Here is a 19,186-nt window from a genome sequence, read left to right as displayed (position 1 = left end):
GCCCTCGAACTCACAACGGAGGTGTCGATTATGGCTACGGACCTCACCATCCTTGTCGATGACCATCCAGGCGAACTCGCCCACGTGGGTGAGGTTCTCGGCACGGGCGGGGTGAATATTGAAGGCTTCTGCGCCGTGCAAAGCGGTGGCGGGCGGTCGGAAATTCACGTCCTCGTTGCGGATCCCGAGGCCGCTTTTAGCGCGCTGAAAGCCGGCTGTATCGAGGTCACCTCCGAACAGGAGGTCGTGGTTGTCCGTATGGAAGACAAGCCAGGGATGCTCGGTGAAGTGGCTCGTAAACTCGGCAGTGCCAAGGTGAATATCACTCTTGCGTATCTGGCCACGAACAACCGGCTAGTCATCGCCGCCGACAACCTCGCGGACGCGAAGGCGGCGATTACTTAGCACCCAATCTAGGGTTACGTCGTCAGCTCGGCAGGCACCGCGATGACGTCCACCATCGCGCCGTTGCGTAGCACGGTGACAGGCAGCGCCACCCCGATCACCTCGCCGAAGAGTTGCCGCTGAATGTCTTGGGCGGTACTCACGGGCGTGCGCGCGATACTCAGCAACAGATCTCCAGGTTTGAGTCCGGCGGCGTCTGCGGGGCCACCGGAAATGACTTCTGCCAGCCGCAGCGCCGCCTGCCGCCCGGTCCGTTGCGCGAGCGGGGCCGGCACGGGGGCAGGTGCGCCCACAATGCCCAGGTAAGCCCGGCGCACCCGGCCTTCGCCAAGAAGAGTGCTAATAATCCGCTGAGTGGTTGGATTAATCGGCACCGCGAGCCCCAGGCCGATACCGGCGACCGCCGTGTTGATGCCGACGACCTCGCCCGCCGAGTTCGCGAGCGCGCCGCCCGAGTTGCCAGGGTTCAGCGCGGCATCGGTTTGAATGACATCTTCGATCAGCCGGGTTGTCCGCCCGTCCCGCGCGGGGAGGGACCGGCCTAGCGCGCTGACCACGCCCGCGGTCACAGAGCCGGAAAGCCCGAGCGGACTCCCGACGGCAACGACGAGTTCGCCGACAAAGAGTGCGTCAGCAGTGCCAAGAGTCGCGGCGGGTGGCCCGTCGCCGCGCGCGCGAATAACTGCGAGATCGGAGAGCCGGTCAGAGCCGACAAGATCGAATCGCGACTCGGTGCCGTCCGCCGCAACTGCCGTGCCGCTCGTTTCTCGTCCCACGACATGCGCGTTGGTGAGAAGGAAGCCATCATCGGTGAACGCCACGGCTGAGCCGCTGCCGCGCCGGTGTCTGATGCTCGCAACGTGGGGTGTGAGGGCGTGTGCGACGGCCACCACCACCTGTGAGTACGCATCGAGGGCGCGCTTACTGGGCTCGGAGGGCTCGGCGAAAAGATCAGATGGCATGACGGCCTCACTGGTGCGCGGTCGAGGCTCAGCGGGCGCCGTGAGCCCCTGATACCAAATGTGAGCCTGGCGCCGCGGTTTCGCCACCTAGATCGCGCTCAGCGTAATGCGGCCGTCATGCCATCACGGGTGGTGAGACTACTTCGCTTCGGTGTCGTCTGCGGAAGTCTCCTCGGCCACATCCAGGGGAGCGTCCTCTGCCGCCTCTTCCGTGTCCGGCTCAGCACTAAGTCCCAGCTGCTGCTCGACAGTATCGGAGACTTTGTGGATCTTTTCGGTGTACTTGCCGCCGGTGGTCTTGTCGAGGGTTTCTTCGACGCGATCGATCACGGTGCGAACCTTGTCAGGGCTTTTCTGTGCAAGGCTTTTTGCCTTGTCCAGCAAGCTCGCTAATACCATTTGCTACCTCCTCGGGGCGCAGTGAGCTCCGGCGATTGGTTTCCGGCCTGACCCACCGCCTACGCTACGACTGGATTGTTGCCCGCTGCGAGCGTCGCCGTTACAGATCAATTAGCAAAAGATGAAGTTACGGCCCTGTGTGGAATTCGATAGCAACACAGCGACTCCCACTGATTCCCACATCTTGTAACAAAAAGCAGATTTTACATTTCTTTCGCCGCTGTCCAGGCGTACATTAGGGGCAACGGACGTCAATGAAGACGCGGTGGGAGGCTTTCCGATGAGCACGGTAATGCATCCGAAGAACTTGAAAAACGCGGTGGTCCGGCACAAGCCAACAATCGCGACTCTTCCGGGCACGCGTCTCATCGCCGACCGGCTTGAGCACCATAATTGGCGAACAGAACCGTTCGCCACCCCACCTGCGGGCAGCGGTCTCAAACCGGTGCTTGGGGATCCTGGTCTTCCGCTGCTCGGCCACACTTTTGAAATGATGCGGCTCGGTCCGGCGTATCAAATGCGCAGATACCATCAGTTCGGGCCGGTTTCGTGGGCGAACGTTTTCGGCCGCCGCGGGGTCGCGATCGCTGGCCCGGAAGCAACGCAGGCCGTGCTGGTAAACCGCGACAACACGTATTCCCAAGGCGGCTGGCGGTATTTGATCGACGCGTTCTTCCATCGCGGTTTGATGTTGCTCGATGCGGATGAGCATCGCTATCACCGCCGAATCATGCAGGCTGCGTTCACCCGTGAGCGTCTCGAGGGATATACCGCCGTAGCCGACGAGGTTATCAGCGCTCACGTGCGTAACCTCACCCGTGGGGGAAGCATCGAACTCTACCCAACGCTGAAACAACTCACCCTCGGAGTTGCTACCCGCGTATTCATGGATGCCGGTGACGAGAGCGATGCACTTGTCACCAAGCTGAACGACGCTTTTATCGCAACAGTGCGGGGCGGTACGGCGCTCGTGCGCTACCCAGTGCCAGGTGGCCGGTGGTCGCGAGGACTGCGCGGCCGTCGACTGCTCGAGGCTTATTTTCGCTCTCACCTTCCGGCGAAGCGGCGCGAAAACTCGCGTGACCTCTTTGCGGCGCTCTGTCATGCGACGTCAGAAGACGGCGAGACGTTCAGCGATGACGACGTGGTAAATCACATGATCTTCTTGATGATGGCGGCGCACGACACAGCGACTATCACCACGACCGCCACCGCGTACCATCTGGCGAAGTATCCAGCGTGGCAGGAGAAAGTCCGCGCCGAGGTCAGCGGGCACGAAGAACCGGTTTCCCCGGCGTACCTCGACGGGCTGACGACTCTCGAGAACGTCATCAGCGAATCGCTTCGTTTGGTGGCTCCAGTTCCGGCGTTTATCCGGGAAACGGTGAAGGATACCGACATTCTCGGTTTCTATGTGCCCAAAGGCACGTTCTTGCTCGTTGATCCCTGGGTAAACCATTTGCTGCCTGAATTCTGGACAGAGCCGGAAAACTTCGACCCCGAGCGCTTCGCGCCGCATCGGCGCGAGGACAAGCAGCATCCATTCTTGTTCGTTCCGTTCGGCGGCGGCGCGCACCGGTGCATCGGAATGCGCTTCGGCATGCTTGAGGTAAAGACGATTCTGCATCACCTTCTGCGCACGTACCGGCTTGAGCTCAAGCCCCGTTATGAAGTGCATTGGGATACGAGTTCGCTGCCGTTCCCCACCGACGGGCTGCCCATCGCACTGACGAAGCTGTGAATTCCGCTATTACGGATAGGGAAGCGGTTCCCCGCCGCGGCGGCGCAGCAGCTGTTCCATCACCGCGGTCTCTTGGCTTTGTTCCTTGATCATGATGGTGGCAAGCCGCGCAACGACTGGGACGGTCGCATGTTGCGCCGCGTAACCAGCCATGTCGATGCCACCCTGATGGTGCCGGAGCATCAGCTGCAGAAACTGGACTTCGGCTTCGTTTCCATTCGATTGGCGCAGCGCGTCGACTTCCAGCCAGCTCGCCATGCCGGGCATCGGTGACGACGACCCGGTGTGGCTATGGGCCGAGTCGTGATGATCATGCATCCATGCCATCGGCGCACGCGATGCGAGAGGTTGATCGAGCAACTCGAGCCACCCAGTCAGGATGCCGATTTCCTGCGTCTGGCTGGTCTGGATCTGCGTGCACAGTGCCGTCAGCATCTCGTCGACGTCGGCACTCAGCGCGTGGCACAGCTCGATCGCCTGCACATGGTGGGTTGCCATGTCCTGCGCGAACCCGACCTCTACCGGCCCGAATTCCGGTGGTTCGGCAGTAGCGTGATTCTCCCGCGGAACGAAATAGCCTGCCGCAAACCCGCCACCCAGCAGAAGCAATGCCACACACAGTGCAGCCAGGCGTGACTTCATGACAGCGGGTACGCACCGTTCTCAAACTGCAGTGCCATGAAGCCGTTATCCATGCACGTCACCCAAAGCTGATCACCATGGAAGGCTGGCGGTGACATGCACCAGTCCGCCGACATGTCTATACCGAGCAGACGGGCGCGGGGGCTCTCAATATCGTGAAGCTCAATGTCGCCGTCGGCGATCGCACGAGCCACCGCGATCGAGCCAATGAGGGGGAGACCCACGATCGCGCCTAGCGTTGCATGCGTCGAGTTCACAAGCTGCCCGGCTTTGCCGAGTTGCGCGGGCGGATTGAAGTACGCGATCTCCCTGATGTTGTGAAGGTCGCGAACATCGAAGACCCGGATGCCTGACTGAATCCAGCCGCACGCAAGGGCAGTGGGATCGATCTTGCGGTCGACGGTGCAGTAATGCGCGTCGTAACCGAACGCGCCGTTCCCCGAATTGTCTTGTGCCCATAATCCAAGATTCTCGGGCAGATTCACCTCAAGCTTAATCGTGTTGATCAGTCTGAGGTTCTGATCGTCGCGCGAATCGATGATTTTCACTCCGCCGGACCCGCCCTCGTCGACCGTGAAAAGCACCGGCGCGCCGTCCACGGTAACCGGGATGGTGTGCTGAGTGAGCTGCCCGTCAGACCAGAATAGGCGGCCCACATGCGGCACAACGGGGAAGGGGTCGCGCCGCTGCACCGCGCTGATGTCGAGGACGGTGATACCGGCGAGGGTTGAGATGTACATGCGGTTTCCGTCAGCGGTGATCCCGAAGCCATGGTTGGAGATGCCCGTGATTCCGGTCCACACAACTCTGGGGTTGGCTGGGTCGCTCACATCAATCGCCGAAAGCTGCCCGCCGACGGTGCCTGCGGCCCAGTAGGTTCTGCCGTCGGGGGAGAATGCTCCTTCGTGAGTGGTGATGGGCAGCGGCATGGACAGCTGCGTGCCGTCCCGGTGGTTCAGCAATCGGGGATTGGTGCAGTCTTCGGATATGTCGTAGATCGAAAACCCGCCCGCGCCGACGAGAATGCCTACTCCAGTCCCCGCTAGCAGGCCGCGGCCCTCGTGAACATCGAGCGACTCCCACGTGCCCGCGAGCATCGGTGGCTCTTGCAGGGACCTCACGTGTTTCGGATTGGCGGGGTCGGAGGCGTCAATAACCTGCACGCCGGTGCCTGGACTGCCTGCCGCCTCAGGGATGGGGATATTCGACCCAGTGTAGGAGCAGTGGTCGTACGTCGCGCTAACGATTCCGGCTCCTGGACCTTGGTGCTGACCGATGAGGCTGAGGTTACAGCTGTAACCCTGTGCGCTGCGCCCGCTATCGCGGTCCGGGCCGGGGACCTGGCCTTGCAGGCCGGTTTCGGGGGCTGAGCCAGGCCCGCAGTCCGCACGTTCTACGGCTGTCCGGTGCACCTCAAGGAAATTCTCGACGGGGTCGGCGCTAGCCGGAGCACCTGTAGCGGCGAGTGCCAGTGCACACACCGACGCTCCGACGCGCAGGAAGTACCGGGCCTGTGACCGTGTGGATTCCCCCATTTAGGGAAATTATCACGATCACGTAACGCCGAAGGACGTTTTCTGAATCTTCGTTAACTTCTAGGTTGGGTTTTCATTCTCGTTCTCGGTGCCCTGCTGCGGGGCCGTGCCCGTGCCCGGCTCTGGTGACTCGCCCGCCGCCTGGGCTGCTTCGGCTATGCCGAGGTTCTGTTCGACTGCGTCACCGCCCTTGCGGATCTGGTCTCCGTACTTTTCACCGGTCTTCTTATCGAGCGTGTCTTCAACGCGGTCAATAGCCTCGCGTGCTTTGTCGGGGCTTTTCTGTGCGAGATTCTTTGCCTTGTTAACGATGTCGCCGAGTCCCATTCAGACCTCCTTGGGTTCGATAGTGTTGCGGTCCTTGTTCGACCCTACTGAGTTCAACCCTACGGACGACGCGCGCCTTCGCGCTCGCAGCGTAATGTGGGTTGCACTATGTCTGAATTGAAAGCGAAGCTGCGCGAAGACCTGACGGCATCGATGAAAGCAAAGGATTCTGCGACCACCGCGACGCTGCGCATGCTGATTGCGGCGATCCGCACCGAAGAAGTGTCTGGCGCCGCAGCGCGAGAGCTGACGGATGCGGAAGTCATCAAGGTGCTCACCAAAGAAGCGAAAAAGCGCGCCGAATCGGCCACCGTGTATTCAGAGGCCGGTCGCGAAGAGCTCGCGTCGAAAGAACGTGCTGAAGGCGACATTATCGCGCGGTACTTGCCCCGGCAGCTGTCGGATGAGGAACTCGACGCCGTCGTGACGAACGCGCTTGCCGCAGTGGAGAAAGAGATGGGCGAACGCCCCGGTATGCGGCAGATGGGTCAGGTTATGAAGGTCGCGTCAGCGGAGGTGGCTGGACGCGCAGATGGTTCTCGGGTAGCCGCAGCAGTGAAGCAAAAACTCGCCTGAGATCGCACCGGCGCCGAGCGGCCTGACCTACGATCGGTGTGTGCAGCTACCTGTGATGCCGCCGGTGCGGCCTATGCTGGCCAAGGCCGCCTCCGACCTGCCGCGCGCTGACGGGCTGCGATATGAACCGAAGTGGGATGGTTTCCGCTGCATCGTCTTTCGCGATGGCGACAACATCGAGCTCGGTTCGCGCAACGACCGGCCGCTCACACGCTACTTCCCGGAACTCGTCGACGTCCTGCGCGACGCTGTACCTAATCGATGCGTCATCGACGGTGAGATCGTCATCGTCACAGAGCGCGGCCTCGATTTTGATCTGCTCCAGCTGCGCCTTCATCCAGCCGCGTCACGCGTCCGGAAGCTCGCGGAGGCGACACCCGCGTCGTTCGTTGCGTTCGACATGCTCGCGCTTGGAGACGAAAGCCTGCTGACGGCGCCCTTCGAAACGCGCCGCCGGCACCTTACGGCTGCGCTCACAACCGGGCCCTACGTTCACTTGACGCCGATTACCGCTGACGCCGCGGTGGCGGAGGACTGGTTTACCCGTTTCGAGGGGGCTGGGTTCGACGGCGTCATGGTGAAAAGTGCCTCTCTGCCGTACGAGCAGAACAAGCGCACCATGATCAAGGTCAAGCATGAACGCACCGCGGACTGTGTTGTCGCAGGGTTCCGCTGGCATAAGGACGGCGAGGGGGTGGGGTCACTTCTGCTCGGATTGTTCGACGATGCTGGGATCTTGCACCATGTCGGCGTCGCAAGCAGTTTCACCGCGGCCAAGCGGCGATCACTGGTGGGTGAACTAGCCCCATGGCGCGAGAATGCCCTCGAGAACCACCCGTGGCGTTCCTGGGCAGATGAGGCAGCCGCGATGACAGGGCGAATGCCGGGCGGGCAGAGCCGATGGAGCGCAGGCAAGGATTTGACGTGGGAGCCGTTGCGTGTCGAACTCGTGGCTGAAGTGCGTTATGAACACGTGCAGAGTGGCCGGTTCCGGCACGGCGGCAGGCTCGTAAGATTCAGGCCGGATCGCACACCCCAATCGTGCACTTATGCCCAACTCGACGAGGTTGCCCCAGCCGAGCTGACTGAGATATTCGCGGTCCCGTCATGATCATCGAAGCCGCAGGTGCAGAAGTCGCCTTGTCGAATCCCGATAAGGTCTACTTCGCCAAACACGGCTGGACGAAACTGGACCTCGCGCGCTACTACGAAAGTGTTGCCGAACCACTGCTCGCAGCCTTGGGTGGGCGGCCGCTGCTGATGGAGCGCTATCCAGAGGGCGCGGGCGGCAAGTCGTTCTTTCAGAAGCGTGTTCCGAAGAATGCTCCCGCATGGCTAACGACCACTGTCGTTTCGACACCCAACGGCACAACGTCGGATGCGCTTGTCGCGAAGGACCTGGCACACATTTTGTGGGCAGTGAATTTGGGCTGCATTGGTTTTCACGCCTGGCCGTACCATGCGCACAGTCCGGAGGCTACCGACGAGCTTCGGATCGACCTCGACCCGTCACCGGGAGTGAGCTTCACGCAGGTGAAGGACGCAGCGATCTGCGTGCGTGACCTCCTCACTGAGTTGGGAATTGAGTCCCACATCAAAACGTCCGGCTCACGCGGGCTGCATGTTTATGTGCACGCCGAGCCTCGGTGGGACGGTTATCAGGTTCGCGCGGCCGCGGTCGCCCTTGCCCGGGAACTCGAAAGGCGTCACCCTGCCCTGATAACCGCGCAGTGGTGGAAGGAAGAACGCGGTCCACGAGTGTTCGTCGACTTCAACCAGAATGCGCCGCACAAGACTGTCTTCGGTGCGTGGTGCGTGCGTCCCAGAGTGGGGGCGCAGGTGTCGACACCGATTAGCTGGGCTGAACTGGAGACGGTCGAACCGGATGCGCTCACTCTCGCGACCGTGCCCGAGCTTGTCGCAGCGCAGGGCGATCCATGGTCCCGCAAGGCGGATACCCCGCAATCGCTTGAGCCGCTGCTCGACATGTCCGAACGTGACATGGCGAGCGGACTGATGGATGCGCCGTGGCCGCCCGTCTACCCGAAGATGCCCAACGAACCGCCGCGGGTTTCCCCAAGCCGAGCCAAGCGGGACTCGGCCTAACCCCGCAGTAGTTCGGAGTTTCCGGGCATGAGTGTGCCCCCGGCAGGTGTCCTGCCGGGTGCTGCGTGCGTGGCTGTTAGAAGGGTGGGGCCGCGCCGGCGGTGTTGTTGTTGCGGCAACGTATGCCCTGGTTAATGCGACGTTCGGCGCGGACGCGCGAGGCGCGGGTCTGGGCCCGGGTACGTGATTTCTTTACCCTCGGTGCGAGGGTTGATTCTGTGAGAGTGATTGGGGACGGCCTTCCGGTGAGAAGTTCGACAGGTCCGCTGGTGTAGAGGGTGTAGTGGCGCCCGCTCGGTGTGTGCAGGAGCGTGGTGCCGCGCGGTCCCGGGGTGAAGCTCCAGCCGCAGAAAGTCTTGACGCGGTGGTGTCCGCGGCAGAATGGGCCGAGGTTCGCTGCGATCGTGCGGCCGCCCGCTTTAGGGTTGGCGTGGTTGAAGGCTTCGTTATGGTCGAGGTCGCATTCCCAAGCCGCGCGGTCGCAGTGCGGCCACTGGCAGGTGCCATGCTCGGCGCGGGACTGGTCGGAGACCTGCTGGCTCGGCCGGTACATCAGTGTCGCGTCGTGGTCATCTGACGCAGCCGTTTCAGGCCCACATGGTAGCTGGTCTGCTGAACTGCTGGAAGCTTGGGGGTTGAGGGGGCGGACCACAGCCTGAGCCGCGATCTCGCGAGCGAGTGCGCCGTCGATGATGCCGTGCCCGTCGAGGTAGGCGGGGGCGTTCTGGTCGCGGCCGGATAATGCGGTGTCGGTCAGAATGACGTGCACGACAGGTTTGCGGCGGGCGGGCAGTTCGGCACGCTGGGTACAGTCGGCAGTGCCGCACTGGCAGACCAGGCGTGGTTCGCCATGGGCCAGCGCGATGAGGGCATCGGCGCGCCGGGCCATGAATGTACGGGGATCGTCGGCGCACACCTCTTTCGCCATTTCCGTGACTCGTGCGTCGAGGAAGCGCCCGTCATCGCAGCGGAGGCTGGCCAGCACGTTGACCATACCGTCCTCGGCGGTGGATATCTCGACGTAGCGTTCATCCTGCGCGCACTGCCGACGTGCCCGAATGCCATCCGGGTCGTGTGCTGTAATCACGCGATTGGCGATGTCGCGTAGTCGCCGTCCCGTCGCCGTGCCGCCCCGGGCGAGCATCCGCGCGAGGATTTGCTCTTCCACCGGGGCGATCATCGCCTCCGAGACGTTGCGGGTTGCGCTCTCAACCTGGCGAGCCTGGTACACCGAGAGCAGGCCGCCGGCGATAGCTTCGCGAAACCTGGGCAGACGCGTCGCCAGGGTATCCCCGAAGCCCACGACATCGCCCGCGGCGCGGCGGGAGATGCCAAGCGCAACACCAATTTCAGCTTCGGCCTGGTCGTAAGCGTCCACAACCCAGCCGCCATCTGCGTCATCGCGTTCGCGGTACCGACGGAACAGTTCCGCTGCAGCCGCATATTTGCGCTCAGCAACCACGGACTCCAGGCGATGCCACACAGAGGCCAGTTCAATCACTCCCGCATCGTCAAGCTCGTCAAACCCTGCCACGCCCGCGTCGTCGAGCGCCCCCACCAGCAAATCGAACATATGAGCGATACTACACGCGCCTACTGACAAAAATCGCAACACCGATTTGGCCGGGTTTTTAGTCGGTTGTCCCGACATTTTGCAGGTTGGAGCTGTGGCGTACGTCACAGCAGCCGAGCGAGAGGAGCAAATCGTCGCCGCGGCGATTCGGGTCTTCAGCTCCGTGGGGGCCCCTGCCACGACCTTGCGCCTTGTCGCGGCCGAAGCTGGCATTCCACTGGGAACGCCGCACTACGTCTTCCCATCCAAGGATCAGCTGCTGCGCGCGGTGATAGCGGCAATTATCGATACCGCACTCGACACGGTGCGTGCCGGGCTGGAGGTCGATCTGGGGGGTGGAGCACGCTCTTCGCCACGGCGTCACCAAATTCTGGGATGCCACGGTTGAGGCAGACGAAGGACTGCACATCATGCAGTACGAACTCGCCATGTATTCAGTCCGTGCGGGAAGGTCTGGCCCGGCTGCAATACGACCGGTACACGGTGCTCGTCAGCGAATTCTGCGAACAGGTGGCTCGCGCTGATGGATGGTCTGATCATCCAGTACGTGACGAATCCTGATCCAAGCCGTGCCAGCCGGGATCTCGAGCGCGGAATCGACATGCTCGTTCAATTCGCGGATCCTCGGCCGGTCGCGGGGCTGCGCCGTTCGGATTAGGCAGTTCACCCCGCGCGTGGGTGCGCTTGCCGGTATCGAAGTGCTGACCCGGATCTCTGTGCCACGCGGATGGCAGGACTCGACGGTGGAGCGGTCTACTAGGGAATCGCCGTTTACGGCACTCCGTTCTGGCGACGCACGGCGGGCGGAGACTTCATTGTCCTCGACGATCCGGGCCGCGCTGTCTTCGATAGCGGTTCACCCGGTGGGCCGGGCCACCTGGTGTTTCTTGTCGCCGGCCCGGCCTCGCGTGCACTCGACGAGCTCGATCCAGCAGACCGCCGGAAGAAGCACAGTCGTGGCACCTCGACGAAAGCGAGGGCGGCGGCTACCTCGCCCTGACGAGACCTGAGTCGACCAGCGAGCTGCCGTTCCTGCACCAGCCGGTAGGGCATATCCACTGCGCTGGTACCGAGACCGCGAACGACCACCCCGGCTATGTTGACGGTGCGATAGAGTCGGGCCTGCGGGGTGCTCTCGAGATCATCAACGTGACAGGGGGTGGAGCGCGGTAGCGTCCCGACGAATCCGCACCGCCCCGTCGTCCTTCGAAACCAGCACCCCAAGGGGTTGGGGTTGGTCTAGTCAGCAGGGCGGGTGCGCAGATGGGCGCGCTCGCCCTGTTTACCGAAAAGGCTGAGAATCTCCACTGGTTCGGCCCCCGCCGCGCCGAACCAGTGGGGCACTCGGGTGTCGAACTCCGCAGCCTCGCCGGGCGACAGCACGACGTCATGCGCACCGAGGAGGACGCGCAGCTTACCGTTCAGCACGTACATCCACTCGTATCCTTCGTGCGTTTGCAGCACGGGTTCACGTTCGGTTTTCGCCGGCGGAAACACCAGTTTGTACGCCTGTATGCCCCCGGCTCTGCGGGTCAGCGGAATCATCGTCATGCCATGGGAGGTGATCGGCCGCAGATGGATGTGCGGATCGCCAGTTGCCGGTGCACCCACCAGCTCGTCCAAAGTGACGCCGTACGCCCGGGCAAGGGGGAGTAGCAGTTCCAGCGCGGGCCGGCGGCTCCCTGATTCAAGGCGCGACAAGGTACTCACCGAAATTCCTGTCACTGCCGAAAGCTCGGCAAGCGTGATCTCGCGTTGCAGCCGCAGCGCGCGCAAGTGTGCGCCGACCTGGTCGAGAGCCCCACCAAAATCAGCGTCCATAGTGGCAATTTTGCCATCTCGGCAAACATTCTTGCCAAATCACGAGCGGGGCCTGCACCATCGTGGCATACGTTCCTGGGAGGTAATGATGGATCTTGAACAAGAAACAGTGTTCGACGTCGCGGTCATCGGTGGCGGCGCCGCGGGGCTTAACGGTGCGCTAATGCTGGCGCGCGCCCGCCGTTCGGTTGTCGTCTTCGACGCTGGGGAGCCGCGCAACGCGCCTGCCAGCGGAGTCCACGGCTTACTCGGCAGAGAGGGGATCCCGCCGGGGGACCTGCTCACGCGGGGCCGCGCCGAGGTCCAGCACTACGGTGGCGAAATTGTCACGGCGACGGTCGCGCGTATCGCACGCGACGGCGACGGCTTCACGATCAGCCTGTCAGACGGACGATCAGTGCGTGCCAGACGCGTCCTCGTCACGACTGGGCTCACCGACGAACTGCCCGACATAGCGGGCATCGGGGAACGCTGGGGACGCGACGTCATTCACTGCCCGTACTGTCATGGTTGGGAAGTGCGTGACCAGGCGATCGGCATCCTGGCTACTGGTCCGATGTCTATGCACCAGACGCTGTTGTTTCGGCAGCTGAGTGACGACATTGTGTACTTTCTCAACGGCACCGAACTGACCGATCAGGAGTCCGAGCAGCTCGCCGCGCTTGGCGTGAGCACCGTGCCCGAAAGAGTGCGGGCGCTGGAGATCGCCGACGATGCCATCGTGGGCATTCGACTCGACGAGGGGACGGTGATCAAACGGCAGGCCGTGGTGGTGGCGACGCGGATGGTGGCACGCGCGAGCTTCCTCGAATCGTTGGGGCTGCGGTCGGAAGCGCATCCATCTGGGATGGGCGAGTACATCCCCGTCGACCCGACTGGGCGTACTGAGGTGCAGGGGGTCTGGGCGGCAGGCAATGTCACGGATCTCTCCGCCCAAGTTGGTGCTGCCGCGGCTGCGGGTGCTGCCGCGGGTGCCCAGATCAACGCCGACCTTGTGCAGGAGGAAGTCCAGAAAGCGGTCGCGAAGCACCGAAGCCGCTAAAACCGCTTCGTCAGCCGCATCCGCAGTGGCCGCCCGTCCGGATCCACGACGTTGCGGTAGATAGGGGCCGCGATGACACGCTGCCACCTGGGTGAGCGCGCCACGGCGTGCGGGCGCAGCCGCCCAGGTGGGCGCGGCCCCCGCCGGCCACTCAGGTGCCAGTCCTCAAGCTTGTCGGCGCTGGCTTGCATGGCGGCGAAGAACTCGGCGGGGTGCAGCAAATCCGAGTCGTCGCCGTCGGCGCGATCGAGATGCTCGCGCGCCAGCGTGAGTCTCAGGTTTCGGGCAAACACCCGGGCGCCATCGCCGAGCCCGGCGGGATCGAACGGCGCTCGCTGATCCCGTTCCTTGTCGATGATTGCCGCGGTGAGTTCTGAATCATGCGTCCACGAGCGGCGGTTGAAGTTGTCACTGCCCACAGTCACCCATACATCGTCGACGACGCACACCTTCGCGTGCACGTATACCGGTACGGCAGCATGGTTCTCGACGTTGTAGACCGCAACGCGGTCCGGCCCGGCCGCCTGCAACTCGTTCATCGCTTCGGCGTGCCCCAATAGGGCTGACGGTATCGTGAGCGCGCCTTCCTCGTCGAGGTATTTCGGCACCACTACGACCATGTACAGATCAGGATGTGTGCGCAGCGCGTGGGAGAACACGCGCGCGACGTCGAGCGACCACAGGTACTGATCCTCGATGTAGATGAGGGAACGGGCGCGGTGCAGCGCTTTTGCGTATGCACGCGCGATGCTGCGTTCCCCCTGTGGCGCGAATGGGTACGCGGGCTTGCGTCGCGGATAGGTGCGCAGCAGTTGAACGTCGCACGTGCCGCGCCGCACGGGGGCCTCCGTGAAACGCGGAATCGCGGACGGTTCGCGGGGAATTCGCGGGTGGATAATGTCGGGGATCGCGTGCCAGGGGAGCCGGGACAGCGCAGCGGGATCTTCCCAGCGTTCCCGGAAAATCTGCTCGACGTCGGCGACCGCCGGACCGTGCATTTCAACTTGCACATCGTGCCACGGCGGGGTGTGGCCGTACTCGGCTGGGAAGGGGCGCGCGACGGGGTCACCCGCGTGTGTGGCGTCGTCACGGCGGCTGCGCGCGAGGTCGATTCCGCCGACGAAAGCGACATCATCGATGCGCGGTGACTGGTAGCGAATGACGACGAATTTCTGGTGATGACTGCCGAGCGCGAGCACCCGCTGGTCCAGGATGACCTCGCCGCCAGCATCGTTGATTTTCGTGGCGAGTTCACGGTTCTTGGGCCCGTGAAAGCCCATCGTTTCAATATGGGAACGCCACATCAGGCCGCGGACGATCGCACCGCGCTGCGCCGCACACACGAACGCCTCGACGATCGTCAGACCGTCATCGGTGAGAAGTTGTTCAGGGTCGCCGCGCCAATCCGTGAAAAGCACCAGATCACCGCTGCCCGCGGCGTTCAGCGCCGCGGCGAGCCGCGCGAAGTACGAGTGGCCATGCGGGTGCGGTATCACAGTGTTCCCGGAGGTCCAGGGTGACAAACTCGTCGCTGGGTTGCCGCGTTCCCTGCTCGTCAGGAACCAGTGATGCCCACTATCGAAGCCTCCGCGGGGCTCCGCAAGGTTGCGCAGGGACCGTTGAACCATCCGGCGCCCAACGTCGAAGGCGCTGCCCAGACGTCCGCGAAGGTGGGTAAGGAAATCACCGGACGAAGCCACCACCGTACGCTACCGCAGCGGGCCTAGTACTGTGCTCCCGTCGGGTCAACACTGAGAGGCGATGCGATGAACCAGCCAGCCGGTCCGCACAGTCCGCACCACGTACCGTGGTCGGTCGAGCACAATCGGCGTGCGCTCATTCCGATTGTGGTGCTGGTCATCATGGCCGTTGTCGCGGTCTTCCTTATCGCTGTATTTGGGCTGCAGGCCGGAATCGCGGTAGGTGGTACCGCGACGATCCTCGCACTGATGCCGGTGATTCCGATCGCCATGCTCTTCCTGTGGGTGGACCGCTGGGAGCCGGAACCCGGACGGCTATTGCTTGCGGCGTTCCTGTGGGGAGCGAGCATCGCAGTCGCCACCGCACTGCTCGGCAGCGTGGCCCTCAACCTCACGTGGTCTCGCTTGCTCGCCGCGGACAGTACTTACGCGTTCGGCTTGGCCGTTACAGCCCCCGTTGTGGAGGAGATCAGTAAAGGTCTCTTCTTGTTGTGGCTGTTCTGGTTCCGGCGTCGCGAGATCGATGGGGTAGTGGATGGGATCGTGTATGCCGGACTGGTGGGGCTCGGCTTCGCGTTTATGGAAAACATCTTCTACCTGGGTGCCGCGCTGGAAGAAGATGGCCTTGCAGGCGGGTTGGTCGTGTTTGTGCTCCGCTGCGTGTTCAGCCCGTTTGCGCACCCGCTGTTCACCATCATGTTCGGCGTGGGTTTGGGTCTCGCAGTGCAGTCATCGCGCAGTTGGGTGAAGATCATCGCCCCCGCCCTCGGGCTGATTACCGCGATGCTTCTGCATGGCCTGTGGAACGGCTCGATCCTCGTGATGGACGGTGCGGGATTCCTCATCGTCTACGTCATCATCATGGTGCCGGTGTTCCTGGGTGCGATCGCGCTGGTGGTGTGGCAGCGCAAGCGGCTTCAGCGCGTGGTCGCCCAGCAACTGCCGCGAATGGTAGCCGCGCGGCTCATTCATCCGGGCGAGGTGGCGCCGCTGGCCTGCCTGACGAGTCGTGGCCGGTGGCGCGCCGCGATCAGGCAGCGCCAGGGAGCGGAGGCGGCCAAAGGTGTGAGGTCCTATCACGCCGTCGTCACAGAACTTGCGATTCTCTACGACCGCCAGGCGCGCGGGGCGATCGGCGCGGACTTCGCGGCCCTCGAACGGGAGCTCATCGCTAGTCTTTACGAGGCGCGCGCCCGGGCCCACAGCTATCCGGCAGCGCTTACGACGGCGTCGCAGGCTGTCGGGCAGCGGAACCCGTACCTGCGCGCGTGACTGTTCGGCGGTTCCACGTGACCACACCGTAGGCGGCAAAGAACGTGACTGCTGCGCCGGTCAGAGTGGCGCCGTAGAAGGCCTCCGAGACCGTGAACGGCACCGCATAGATTGCCCACAGCGCGGCGAAAGCAGCCGGGGCGGCGACGAGACCCAGATGAGTCACTCTGCACTCGCCGGCCCCGATGAGATCGCCGTCGCGCTGAGCCTGGTGCCGCATTACAGCGACCACTGCCAGCGCGATGACGTAGGTCACGAGGTGCGTGGCCAGCAGACGGTCAACCGCGCCGATGTGCGAGCGAACGGCTACGACGAGAAGAATGAGCGCGAGCAGCGAGGACAGGTAAATCGTCGCGCTGACCCACATTGGTACGGTGATTGGCTGGTTGGCTCGTGAAATCCGGCGCGTGTCCGAGGCCCTGATTGCCACGAACGCGCCGAGCAAGAGCACAAGTGGTACCGCCTCGGCGCTCGCCACGTTGATGACATCGTGGGTGGTGTCGGGCCAAGCGAGCCCGAAAACCAGATAGCCAATGCGCAGCAGTGGCGCGGATAACAGCAGTGCGAAGTTGGCCGTCATCAATGCCTGGTGAACACGTACTTGGCCTCGCATGATAGCGACCACAGCCAGAATTGACGTTGCTAAGGTCCCGAGGGCCAGGGCCCAGAGCTGCAGATAAAAGGCTGGACCGGAGAAGGTGCCCTCGGGTCCAGTGCGAATGAGGTAGGCAATTGCAGCAATCATCGAGATGATGACGATGCCCACTTGGGTCCGCCCGACCCGCCGGTGGATGTGGGGGTACCGCGTACGGAAGCGCTGCGAGAACTGTGTGATGCCCAGCAAGATCGCTAATCCGCCGCCGATCGTGTGCACGAGCAGCCATCCGAGGCTGTTCTCGTATGCTGCGCGCTGATCGCGATGCACGGACCCCTCACCGTAGACGATTCTGTCGCCGACAACGGACGCGAATGTCGTATCCCACAGTGCCGGTGCGTGCGGGCTGAAGAAGCGCAGCGTGTATTCGATCGCCATCGGGCCGTAGACGACGCAAAGGACCGCCACTCCGATCCACATGCCAGTGCGGACCCGTCTGTTCTTCATGGATTACTCCTGCCGCCGTTGGCTGGGCTGCGCGCCGTTGGGTTCCCGGTTCAGAGTGGCACCTGTGGGGATGACTGCAGACGCCCAGCACAAGCAGGCCGGAGGTGCGGCACCACAGAGTCGGCGAGTCAGTCGGCGCCGGGCGCGCAACCGCGAAGCCATACTCAATGTGGCGGAGCGACTACTCACTGCAGAGGGGGCCGAAGCGGTACGCGTTGAACAGATCGCCGACGCCGCAGATGTCTCGGTAGGTTCGATTTACACGCACTTCGGCAACAAAGAGGGCCTGGTTGTCGCGACCGCCGACCGGATATTCGACCGCATTCAGGACTACCTTGCGATGGCCTACGCGGTGAGCGATCTGCCGATCGAGCAGGTGGTGGCTACCGGTAGCGCCTACCTCAATCTGCTGCTCGACCATCCATTCTTAGTCCGCTTCATTGCGTCGGGTTCCATGGCGCAAGGGGAGGACTCGGTCGGTGAAAAAATGCGAGAGCGGATAACCGCGCTGCTTGACTACCTAGAAAGCAGGATTGACGCGGCGATAGCAGCTGGACAGGCGAAACCAGTCAATAGCGCGTACTTCGCCCGGTTCCTGTTGGGATCCTGGAACGGAGTTGTCGCGCTGAGTCTGCAGGGCGAAGCGTTCCGTTTTCCCCGCGACGCCGTGGAAGACTGCCTTTATCAAGCCCGCCAGATCATCATCGAGGGCCTCTGTACGCCGGGTTACCTGGACGATGAAGGGCGCGCCACAATCGCACTCACGCGGGTGCCACGCCCGCCGTCAAAGCCGGTCTGACGGCGGGCTGAGGTGCTGAGTCAGAAGCTCGGCTCGACCGGGGCGGGAGGGAGTTTCACAACCTGCCCGGCATAGCTGAGGCCGGCTCCGAAGCCGAGTAGCAGCGCGATCTGGCCGCCCTTCGCCTTGCCTGTTACCAGCATCTCTTCGATTGCGAGGGGGATAGACGCGGCGGAGGTGTTGCCCGTGTTTTCGATGTCGTTCGCGACGGGTACGCCCTCGCCAAGCCCGAGGTTCTTCTTCATGAGGTCATTGATGCGGCCGTTCGCCTGGTGCGGGATGAAAACGTCGATATCCTCGGCGGAAACACCTGAGCTCTCGATGACGCTGCGCAGCGCCTTCGGAAGAGTAATTGCAGCCCAGCGGAATACTCGCTGCCCGTCCATCCGGATCACGAGCCGTCCGACTTTCTCGTCCGTCGATCCGGTGCCTTGCAGCCGTTCCGCGCGATCCATGTATTCAACGAGGTCGTACTCCTGCGAGATCGCCGTCGAATTCTCACCGTCACTGCCCCACACAGTCGGAGAAATTCCGTTCTCCTCGCTCGGGCCGACAACGACGGCTCCCGCGCCATCGCCGAAGATGAAACCAGTGCCGCGGTCGGTGGGGTCGAGGCCGAGCGACATGGTCTCCACGCCGATCACGAGCACGTACTTCGCTGATCCCGCGCGGATGTGATCTGCCGCGACGGACAGGCCGTAGCCGAACCCAGCGCAGCCGGCCGTAATATCGAACGCGGCCACCCCATTCATGCCGAGGTCATGAGCAACAATCGGGGCGCCGTGCGGAACGAGTGTCTTCCACGTCGACGTCGCGAGGATCACGGCGCCGATCTCAGCGCGGTCGATACCACTGCTCTGGATAGCCCGCTCGGACGCCGCGACAGCCATCTGGCGCGATGACTCGTCACCGCTGATCCACCGGCGGTTGCGGATGCCGCTGCGTTCATAGATCCACTCGTCAGAGGAGTCGAGTACCTCACATAGCTCGTCGTTGCTGATGAGGCGCTTTGGCCGGTATGCGCCAATTCCGAGCATCGATACGTTCTGGTGGCCTCTTGTGGAGGCAATGCTGACCATTGATCCCGGCTCCTTCGCCCCTGTTGCGTCGACTAATAAACATATCCGGTGAACGGTGGCGGACAAACTGCAACCGTATGTGCGTCGCATTGTCCAAGTCAGAAA

21 protein-coding genes are annotated in these 19,186 nt (G+C 63.0%); 11 read left to right on the top strand and 10 right to left on the bottom strand.

Annotated features, from left to right (window positions below; translation table 11 throughout):
• The first annotated feature begins 30 nt into the window (after positions 1-30).
• The gene (locus ONR57_RS13615) at positions 31-405 is read left to right on the top strand and encodes an ACT domain-containing protein (protein WP_265124048.1); all 375 of its coding nucleotides are present in this window, start codon (positions 31-33) and stop codon (positions 403-405) included.
• 14 nt (positions 406-419) lie between these two features.
• Here ONR57_RS13615 and ONR57_RS13610 read toward each other — a convergent pair whose 3' ends face one another.
• Positions 420-1,367 carry a S1C family serine protease gene (locus tag ONR57_RS13610; RefSeq protein ID WP_265124047.1) on the bottom strand — a complete coding sequence of 316 codons (948 nt, stop codon included), beginning with the start codon at positions 1,365-1,367 and terminating at the stop codon, positions 420-422.
• A gap of 138 nt (positions 1,368-1,505) precedes the next feature.
• Positions 1,506-1,766 carry an antitoxin gene (locus ONR57_RS13605; protein ID WP_265124046.1) on the bottom strand — a complete coding sequence of 87 codons (261 nt, stop codon included), beginning with the start codon at positions 1,764-1,766 and terminating at the stop codon, positions 1,506-1,508.
• Positions 1,767-2,046: 280 nt separating this feature from the next.
• Between ONR57_RS13605 and ONR57_RS13600 the strand changes: the two genes are divergently transcribed.
• The gene (locus ONR57_RS13600) at positions 2,047-3,507 is read left to right on the top strand and encodes a cytochrome P450 (RefSeq protein ID WP_265124045.1); all 1,461 of its coding nucleotides are present in this window, start codon (positions 2,047-2,049) and stop codon (positions 3,505-3,507) included.
• Between the two features lie 9 nt (positions 3,508-3,516).
• Here ONR57_RS13600 and ONR57_RS13595 read toward each other — a convergent pair whose 3' ends face one another.
• From ONR57_RS13595 to ONR57_RS13585, 3 genes are read right to left on the bottom strand one after another with little or no spacing between them, the layout of a single operon-like run.
• The gene (locus tag ONR57_RS13595) at positions 3,517-4,149 is read right to left on the bottom strand and encodes a DUF305 domain-containing protein (protein ID WP_265124044.1); all 633 of its coding nucleotides are present in this window, start codon (positions 4,147-4,149) and stop codon (positions 3,517-3,519) included.
• The gene (locus ONR57_RS13590; RefSeq protein WP_265124043.1) at positions 4,146-5,684 is read right to left on the bottom strand and encodes an LVIVD repeat-containing protein; all 1,539 of its coding nucleotides are present in this window, start codon (positions 5,682-5,684) and stop codon (positions 4,146-4,148) included. The genes ONR57_RS13595 and ONR57_RS13590 overlap by 4 nt, the downstream gene beginning before the upstream one ends.
• Positions 5,685-5,744: 60 nt before the next feature.
• Positions 5,745-6,011 (bottom strand): antitoxin, encoded by a 267-nt coding sequence (locus ONR57_RS13585; RefSeq protein WP_265124042.1) that lies wholly within the window; start codon positions 6,009-6,011, stop codon positions 5,745-5,747.
• 108 nt (positions 6,012-6,119) lie between these two features.
• On the opposite strand from ONR57_RS13585, the gene ONR57_RS13580 reads away from it, so the two are divergent.
• From ONR57_RS13580 to ligD, 3 genes are read left to right on the top strand one after another with little or no spacing between them, the layout of a single operon-like run.
• On the top strand, positions 6,120-6,587 hold the full coding sequence (locus tag ONR57_RS13580) for a GatB/YqeY domain-containing protein (protein WP_265124041.1): 468 nt from the start codon (positions 6,120-6,122) through the stop codon (positions 6,585-6,587).
• A gap of 40 nt (positions 6,588-6,627) precedes the next feature.
• Complete coding sequence (locus ONR57_RS13575) at positions 6,628-7,698, top strand: ATP-dependent DNA ligase (protein WP_265124040.1); 1,071 nt, start codon at positions 6,628-6,630, stop codon at positions 7,696-7,698.
• A complete protein-coding gene (ligD, locus tag ONR57_RS13570) occupies positions 7,695-8,693 on the top strand; it encodes a non-homologous end-joining DNA ligase (protein WP_265124039.1) in 999 nt (332 codons plus the stop codon). The genes ONR57_RS13575 and ligD overlap by 4 nt, the downstream gene beginning before the upstream one ends.
• A gap of 76 nt (positions 8,694-8,769) precedes the next feature.
• Here the strand turns inward: ligD and ONR57_RS13565 are convergent, their stop codons facing one another.
• Complete coding sequence (locus ONR57_RS13565) at positions 8,770-10,266, bottom strand: 13E12 repeat family protein (RefSeq protein ID WP_265124038.1); 1,497 nt, start codon at positions 10,264-10,266, stop codon at positions 8,770-8,772.
• A 94-nt stretch (positions 10,267-10,360) separates the two neighbouring features.
• Between ONR57_RS13565 and ONR57_RS13560 the strand changes: the two genes are divergently transcribed.
• The 3 genes from ONR57_RS13560 to ONR57_RS23520 all read left to right on the top strand — a co-directional run bounded on the left by ONR57_RS13560 (position 10,361) and on the right by ONR57_RS23520 (position 11,439).
• A complete protein-coding gene (locus ONR57_RS13560) occupies positions 10,361-10,654 on the top strand; it encodes a TetR/AcrR family transcriptional regulator (RefSeq protein ID WP_265124037.1) in 294 nt (97 codons plus the stop codon).
• A 135-nt stretch (positions 10,655-10,789) separates the two neighbouring features.
• Positions 10,790-10,924: a hypothetical protein gene (locus tag ONR57_RS13555; protein WP_265124036.1), complete on the top strand. Its 135-nt coding sequence runs from the start codon at positions 10,790-10,792 to the stop codon at positions 10,922-10,924.
• Between the two features lie 338 nt (positions 10,925-11,262).
• Complete coding sequence (locus ONR57_RS23520) at positions 11,263-11,439, top strand: FAD-dependent oxidoreductase (RefSeq protein ID WP_374116444.1); 177 nt, start codon at positions 11,263-11,265, stop codon at positions 11,437-11,439.
• Positions 11,440-11,505: 66 nt separating this feature from the next.
• On the opposite strand, the gene ONR57_RS13550 is transcribed toward ONR57_RS23520, so the two are convergent.
• Positions 11,506-12,087 (bottom strand): helix-turn-helix domain-containing protein, encoded by a 582-nt coding sequence (locus tag ONR57_RS13550; protein ID WP_265124035.1) that lies wholly within the window; start codon positions 12,085-12,087, stop codon positions 11,506-11,508.
• An 88-nt stretch (positions 12,088-12,175) separates the two neighbouring features.
• On the opposite strand from ONR57_RS13550, the gene ONR57_RS13545 reads away from it, so the two are divergent.
• Positions 12,176-13,129: an NAD(P)/FAD-dependent oxidoreductase gene (locus ONR57_RS13545; RefSeq protein WP_374116443.1), complete on the top strand. Its 954-nt coding sequence runs from the start codon at positions 12,176-12,178 to the stop codon at positions 13,127-13,129.
• Here ONR57_RS13545 and ONR57_RS13540 read toward each other — a convergent pair.
• On the bottom strand, positions 13,126-14,757 hold the full coding sequence (locus ONR57_RS13540) for a phospholipase D family protein (RefSeq protein WP_265124132.1): 1,632 nt from the start codon (positions 14,755-14,757) through the stop codon (positions 13,126-13,128). The genes ONR57_RS13545 and ONR57_RS13540 overlap by 4 nt on opposite strands.
• Positions 14,758-14,895: 138 nt before the next feature.
• On the opposite strand from ONR57_RS13540, the gene ONR57_RS13535 reads away from it, so the two are divergent.
• Positions 14,896-16,101, top strand: a complete 1,206-nt coding sequence (locus tag ONR57_RS13535) for a PrsW family intramembrane metalloprotease (RefSeq protein ID WP_265124033.1) — start codon at positions 14,896-14,898, stop codon at positions 16,099-16,101.
• On the opposite strand, the gene ONR57_RS13530 is transcribed toward ONR57_RS13535, so the two are convergent.
• Complete coding sequence (locus ONR57_RS13530; protein ID WP_265124032.1) at positions 16,049-17,203, bottom strand: DUF2306 domain-containing protein; 1,155 nt, start codon at positions 17,201-17,203, stop codon at positions 16,049-16,051. The two genes, ONR57_RS13535 and ONR57_RS13530, sit on opposite strands and share 53 nt — an antisense overlap.
• Before the next feature lie 70 nt (positions 17,204-17,273).
• Here ONR57_RS13530 and ONR57_RS13525 point away from each other — a divergent pair, with 70 nt between their 5' ends.
• Entirely contained in the window at positions 17,274-18,002 is a 729-nt protein-coding gene (locus tag ONR57_RS13525; protein WP_265124131.1) for a TetR/AcrR family transcriptional regulator, read from the top strand.
• Between the two features lie 20 nt (positions 18,003-18,022).
• On the opposite strand, the gene ONR57_RS13520 is transcribed toward ONR57_RS13525, so the two are convergent.
• Positions 18,023-19,081 (bottom strand): beta-ketoacyl-ACP synthase III, encoded by a 1,059-nt coding sequence (locus ONR57_RS13520; RefSeq protein ID WP_265124031.1) that lies wholly within the window; start codon positions 19,079-19,081, stop codon positions 18,023-18,025.
• Positions 19,082-19,186: the final 105 nt, after the last annotated feature.

Source organism: Hoyosella sp. YIM 151337 (assembly GCF_026041215.1).
In the GTDB taxonomy this organism is placed as follows: Bacteria; Actinomycetota; Actinomycetes; order Mycobacteriales; family Mycobacteriaceae; genus Hoyosella.
This window is presented reverse-complemented; position numbering and strand designations above follow the sequence as displayed.

What these genes read in the sequence shown, in the direction of transcription:
- ONR57_RS13615 (WP_265124048.1), top strand. Translation starts at nt 31, where the DNA reads ATGGCTACGGACCTCACCATCCTTGTCGATGACCATCCAGGCGAACTC.
- ONR57_RS13610 (WP_265124047.1), bottom strand. Translation starts at nt 1,367, where the DNA reads ATGCCATCTGATCTTTTCGCCGAGCCCTCCGAGCCCAGTAAGCGCGCC.
- ONR57_RS13605 (WP_265124046.1), bottom strand. Translation starts at nt 1,766, where the DNA reads ATGGTATTAGCGAGCTTGCTGGACAAGGCAAAAAGCCTTGCACAGAAA.
- ONR57_RS13600 (WP_265124045.1), top strand. Translation starts at nt 2,047, where the DNA reads ATGAGCACGGTAATGCATCCGAAGAACTTGAAAAACGCGGTGGTCCGG.
- ONR57_RS13595 (WP_265124044.1), bottom strand. Translation starts at nt 4,149, where the DNA reads ATGAAGTCACGCCTGGCTGCACTGTGTGTGGCATTGCTTCTGCTGGGT.
- ONR57_RS13590 (WP_265124043.1), bottom strand. Translation starts at nt 5,684, where the DNA reads ATGGGGGAATCCACACGGTCACAGGCCCGGTACTTCCTGCGCGTCGGA.
- ONR57_RS13585 (WP_265124042.1), bottom strand. Translation starts at nt 6,011, where the DNA reads ATGGGACTCGGCGACATCGTTAACAAGGCAAAGAATCTCGCACAGAAA.
- ONR57_RS13580 (WP_265124041.1), top strand. Translation starts at nt 6,120, where the DNA reads ATGTCTGAATTGAAAGCGAAGCTGCGCGAAGACCTGACGGCATCGATG.
- ligD (WP_265124039.1), top strand. Translation starts at nt 7,695, where the DNA reads ATGATCATCGAAGCCGCAGGTGCAGAAGTCGCCTTGTCGAATCCCGAT.
- ONR57_RS13565 (WP_265124038.1), bottom strand. Translation starts at nt 10,266, where the DNA reads ATGTTCGATTTGCTGGTGGGGGCGCTCGACGACGCGGGCGTGGCAGGG.
- ONR57_RS13555 (WP_265124036.1), top strand. Translation starts at nt 10,790, where the DNA reads ATGGATGGTCTGATCATCCAGTACGTGACGAATCCTGATCCAAGCCGT.
- ONR57_RS13550 (WP_265124035.1), bottom strand. Translation starts at nt 12,087, where the DNA reads ATGGACGCTGATTTTGGTGGGGCTCTCGACCAGGTCGGCGCACACTTG.
- ONR57_RS13545 (WP_374116443.1), top strand. Translation starts at nt 12,176, where the DNA reads ATGGATCTTGAACAAGAAACAGTGTTCGACGTCGCGGTCATCGGTGGC.
- ONR57_RS13540 (WP_265124132.1), bottom strand. Translation starts at nt 14,757, where the DNA reads ATGGTTCAACGGTCCCTGCGCAACCTTGCGGAGCCCCGCGGAGGCTTC.
- ONR57_RS13535 (WP_265124033.1), top strand. Translation starts at nt 14,896, where the DNA reads ATGAACCAGCCAGCCGGTCCGCACAGTCCGCACCACGTACCGTGGTCG.
- ONR57_RS13530 (WP_265124032.1), bottom strand. Translation starts at nt 17,203, where the DNA reads ATGAAGAACAGACGGGTCCGCACTGGCATGTGGATCGGAGTGGCGGTC.
- ONR57_RS13525 (WP_265124131.1), top strand. Translation starts at nt 17,274, where the DNA reads ATGACTGCAGACGCCCAGCACAAGCAGGCCGGAGGTGCGGCACCACAG.
- ONR57_RS13520 (WP_265124031.1), bottom strand. Translation starts at nt 19,081, where the DNA reads ATGGTCAGCATTGCCTCCACAAGAGGCCACCAGAACGTATCGATGCTC.